This is a genomic window from Albidovulum sp., from assembly GCF_049646345.1.
Taxonomy (GTDB): domain Bacteria; phylum Pseudomonadota; class Alphaproteobacteria; order Rhodobacterales; family Rhodobacteraceae; genus Albidovulum.
This window is the reverse complement of record NZ_JBARVQ010000797.1, coordinates 1-4,798: the sequence shown is the minus strand read 5'-3', so window position 1 is coordinate 4,798 and position 4,798 is coordinate 1. Positions and strand designations below refer to the sequence as shown.

Annotated in this window: 5 protein-coding genes; all 5 read left to right on the top strand. The window is 63.4% G+C overall.

All coding sequences use genetic code 11. The features are described 5' to 3' along the window. Window positions 1–38: 38 nt before the first annotated feature. Window positions 39–1,172: an acyl-CoA dehydrogenase family protein gene (locus WBB85_RS20960; RefSeq protein ID WP_432640520.1), complete on the top strand. Its 1,134-nt coding sequence runs from the start codon at window positions 39–41 to the stop codon at window positions 1,170–1,172. After that, window positions 1,169–1,585 (top strand): acyl-CoA thioesterase, encoded by a 417-nt coding sequence (locus tag WBB85_RS20955; RefSeq protein WP_432640519.1) that lies wholly within the window; start codon window positions 1,169–1,171, stop codon window positions 1,583–1,585. The genes WBB85_RS20960 and WBB85_RS20955 overlap by 4 nt, the downstream gene beginning before the upstream one ends. Further along, window positions 1,582–1,983, top strand: a complete 402-nt coding sequence (locus WBB85_RS20950; RefSeq protein WP_432640518.1) for a RidA family protein — start codon at window positions 1,582–1,584, stop codon at window positions 1,981–1,983. The genes WBB85_RS20955 and WBB85_RS20950 overlap by 4 nt, the downstream gene beginning before the upstream one ends. Before the next feature lie 12 nt (window positions 1,984–1,995). Beyond that, complete coding sequence (locus WBB85_RS20945; RefSeq protein ID WP_432640517.1) at window positions 1,996–3,615, top strand: AMP-binding protein; 1,620 nt, start codon at window positions 1,996–1,998, stop codon at window positions 3,613–3,615. Between the two features lie 73 nt (window positions 3,616–3,688). Next, the coding region (locus tag WBB85_RS20940; RefSeq protein ID WP_432640516.1) for an ABC transporter substrate-binding protein at window positions 3,689–4,798 on the top strand (1,110 nt) is incomplete at its 3' end.

Sequence of the window (4,798 nt, the reverse complement as noted above, 5' to 3'; positions counted from 1 at the left end):
CAGCCCCCGGACCCCCGGAGTATTTGGGAACAGAAGAAGTGGCAGACAGAAGCTTTCTTGACTGGCCGTTTTTCGAGGCTCGCCATCGCGATCTGGCGGCGGCGTTGGAAGCGTGGTGCGCGGCGCATCTGCCGGTCGATCACGGCGATGCCGATGCGGCCTGCCGTGCGCTGGTGGGCGCGCTGGGCGCGGGCGGTTGGTTGGTGCATAGTGGCGCGGGTGAGGGCGAGCGGCTGGATATCAGGACGCTCTGCCTGATCCGCGAGACTTTAGCACGTCATGACGGGCTCGCGGATTTCGCCTTTGCCATGCAGGGGCTGGGCATGGGGGCGGTGAGCCTGTTCGGCACGCGCGAGCAGCGCGACTGGCTGGCGCGGACAAGGGCGGGCAAGGCCATTGCCGGGTTTGCCCTGACCGAGCCCGGTGCGGGGTCGGATGTTGCGGCGGCGGCGACCGTGGCGGAGCGGATTACCGGCGGCTGGCGTGTGTCGGGTGAGAAGACCTATATCTCGAATGGCGGCATCGCCGATGTCTATGTCGTCATCGCCCGGACCGGTGAGGCACCGGGGGCGAAGGGCCTTTCGGCCTTTCTGATGCCAGCCGATGCGCCGGGCCTGTCGGTGGTCGAGCGGATCGAGGTCATGGCGCCGCATCCTCTGGCGCATCTGAGGATGGAAGGGGTGGATTTGCCCGAGACCGCGCTGATCGGCCGGGCGGGTGAGGGATTCAAGATGGCGATGACCGTCCTTGACCATTTCCGCCCCACTGTCGGCGCGGCGGCTTTGGGATTTGCCCGCCAAGCTTTGGATGAGGCATTGGCCCGGGCCGGGCGGGCGCGGCCCTCTGGTGTGCTCGCCGACTACCAGATGGTGCAGGGGCATCTGGCCGATATGGCGCTGAAGATCGATGCGGCGGCCCTTCTGGTCTACCGCGCCGCCTGGGCCAAGGATCAGGGTGCGGCACGGATCAGCCGCGAGGCGGCGATGGCGAAACTCTATGCCACAGAGGCGGCGCAGGAGGTCATTGACATGGCGGTGCAGCTGCATGGCGGCGACGGGGTGCGCCTGGGTTTCGCGGTTGAGAGTCTGTACCGCGAAATCCGGGCCCTGCGCATCTATGAGGGGGCGAGTGACGTGCAGCGGCTGGTCATCGCGCGGAGCCTGCTGACATGAGCTATGCCCGCGATTTCACCGTCCAGTTCGGTCAGTGCGACCCCGCCGGGATCGTCTTTTACCCGCGTTATTTTGAGATGCTGAATGCCACGGTCGAGGGGTTCTTTGCTGATGAATTGGACTATTCCTTTGCCCGCATTCATATCGAGGAAGGTGGCGGTGTGCCGAGCGCGCATCTCGATGTCGATTTCCACGCGCCGTCGCGGCTGGGCGAGGTCTTGCGCTTTACCCTGCGCGTGACCCGTATCGGCAGATCGAGTGCCACATTCGAAACCCGTGTGACCTGCGGGGTGGAGCCGCGTCTGACCATCCGGCAGGTGATCGTCTGGACCGGGCCGGGGCTGAAGCCCGTACGCTGGCCACAGAAGCTGGCCGAGGGGCTGGCCGCACATCTTGAGGAGGGGGCGGCATGAGCCCGCATGAGATCCTGCATCCGGCGCATTGGAAGCCCGCGAAAGGCTATGCCAACGGCGTGGCCGCGACGGGCCGGATGATCTTTACCGGCGGCCTCATTGGCTGGAACGCCGATGGCCTCTTTGAAACCGATGATTTCGCGGGGCAGGTGGCGCAGGCCCTGCGCAATGTCGTCGCGGTGCTGGCCGAAGGGGGGGCGGGCCCGGAGCATCTGGTGCGGCTGACCTGGTATGTCACTGACAAGCGCGACTATCTGGCCAGCCTGCCCGAAACCGGTGCAGCTTACCGCGAGATCATCGGGCACCATTACCCGGCGATGGCCCTGGTGCAGGTCGTGGCCCTCGTCGAGGACCGGGCGAAAGTGGAAATCGAGGCAACGGCCGTCGTGCCGGAGTGAGGGGAGGAGAGAATGCTGGGACCAAGCGCCCATACCGACAGCTTCGCCCGTGACAACCTGCCACCGGCGGATCAGTGGCCCGAGATGCGGCTGGCGGGGTTCGACTATCCCGACCATCTGAATGCGGCCGTCGAACTGACCGATGCGATGGTCGCGAAGGGGTTCGGCGACCATACCGCGCTGATCGGCAATGGCCGCATCCGCACCTATAAGGAACTTACCGATTGGTCCAACCGTATCGCCCATGTTCTGGTTGAGGATAATGGCTTAAGACCCGGAAATCGCGTGATTATCCGCTCGGCCAATAACCCGGCGATGGTGGCCTGCTGGCTGGCCGCGACCAAGGCGGGTGCGGTTGTGGTCAACACCATGCCGATGCTGCGCGCGGGGGAACTGACCAAGATCGTCGACAAGGCCGAGGTCTCGCTTGCCCTCTGCGATACACGGCTGATGGAGGAAATGGTCGCCTGCGCCAAGGGATCGCGCTTCCTGAAGAAGGTCATCGGATTCGACGGCACCGCGAACCATGATGCGGATCTTGACCGCGCCGCGCTCGGCAAGCCGGTGCGGTTTGAGGCGGTCGCGACGGGGCGGGACGATGTGGCGCTTCTGGGTTTCACCTCGGGCACGACCGGCGAGCCGAAGGCGACGATACATTTCCACCGTGATCTGATGATCATCGCGGATGGTTACGCGAAAGAGGTGCTGCAGGTGGTGCCGGAGGATGTGTTCGTCGGCTCACCGCCTTTGGCCTTCACCTTCGGCCTCGGCGGGCTCGCCGTCTTCCCCTTGCGCTTTGGTGCGGCGGCGGCGCTTCTGGAACAGGCGACACCGCCCAACCTGATTTCTATCATTCAGGAATACAAGGCGACGGTTTGTTTCACTGCACCAACGGCTTACCGGGTGATGTTGAAGGCGATGGAGGAGGGGGCGGACCTGTCCTCCCTGCGCGCTGCCGTCAGCGCGGGCGAGACGCTGCCAGCACCTGTCTATGACGACTGGATCGCAAAGACCGGCAAGCCGATGCTGGACGGAATCGGTGCGACCGAAATGCTGCATATCTTCCTGACCAACCGCTTCGACGATCATCGACCGGCCTGCACGGGCAAGCCGGTCACGGGCTATGAGGCACGGGTGGTCGATGAAAATGGCGTGGAATGTCCGCGTGGAACGCCCGGACGGCTGGCGGTGAAGGGGCCGACCGGCTGCCGTTATCTGGCTGATGACCGCCAGCTTGCCTATGTCCAGAACGGCTGGAACATCACCGGTGATACCTTCATCCAGACTGAGGACGGCTATTTCCACTTTGCCGCCCGCAATGACGACATGATCGTCAGCGCTGGCTACAACATCGCCGGGCCGGAGGTGGAGGCGGCCCTTCTAGCCCATGACGATGTCTTCGAATGCGCGGTTATCGGCGCGCCGGATACCGAACGCGGCCAGATCATTGAGGCGCATGTAGTGCTGATGGAGGGCGTCAGGCCTGATGCAGCGAGTGTCCAGCGCCTTCAGGACCATGTGAAACAGACCATCGCGCCTTACAAATACCCCCGCCGGATCGTCTTTACCGGTGCCTTGCCCAAGACCCAGACCGGCAAGATCCAGCGGTTCCGGTTGAGGGAAAGGTACTGAAAGGGCTGGACGTGGCCCGCCAAACGCGCAGAAATGCGGCAAAAGAAAAACGACATAAAACAGGGAGAGGACGATGAAACTGAAAGCTCAACTGAGCGCGGGCATTGCCGCTTTGGCGCTGATGACCGGAATGGCCAGCGCCGAGGGCGTCAAGGTCGGCATGATCACCACCTTGTCGGGCGGCGGCGCGGGCCTTGGCATCGACGTGCGTGATGGGTTCCAACTGGCGCTGAAGATGGCGGGTGATGCCGGGGCGGGGGTCGAGCTGATCATCGAGGATGACCAGCGCAAGCCCGACATTGCCGTGCAGCTTGCCGACAAGATGATCCAGTCCGATCAGGTCGATGTGCTGACAGGCATCATCTGGTCGAACCTTGCCATGGCCGTGGTGCCCGCCGCCGTGGCGCAGGGCAAGTTCTACCTGTCGCCCAATGCGGGCCCGTCGGCTTTGGCCGGTGCGGGCTGCAACAAGAACTATTTCAACGTCGCCTGGCAGAACGACAACCTGCATGAGGCCGCCGGAGCCTATGCGAAATCAGCGGGTTACAAGAATTCCTTCATGTTGTCGCCGAACTATCCCGCAGGCACGGATGCCATCGCCGGTTACAAGCGCTTTTATGAAGGCGAAGCGGCGGGCGAGCTTTATACCCAGCTTGGCCAGACCGACTACGCCGCCGAAATCGCGCAGATCCGCGCCAGCGGTGCCGACAGCGTCTTTTTCTTCCTGCCCGGCGGCATGGGCATTGCCTTCATGAAGCAATATGCCGAATCCGGCGTCGATATCCCGCTGCTCGGCCCGGCCTTTTCCTTCGATCAGGGAATTCTGCAGGCGGTGGGCGATGCCGCTTTGGGGGTGAAGAACACTTCGCAGTGGAACAAGGATATCGACAATCCGGCCAACGCGGCCTTTGTCGCGGCGTTCGAGGCCGAATTCGGGCGTCTGCCGTCGCTTTACGCGAGCCAGGGTTACGACACCGCCAACCTGCTCTTGTCGGCCATGACCAAGGCCGATGTCGCCGATCAGGACGCGTTCCGTTCCGCCCTTGAAGCGGCCGATTTCGCCAGCGTGCGTGGTGATTTCAAGTTCGGGCCGAACCACCATCCGATCCAGGACATCTATGTCCGCGAAGTGGTGAAAGAGGGCAATGTCTATACCAACAAGATCATCGGCACCGCCCTTGAA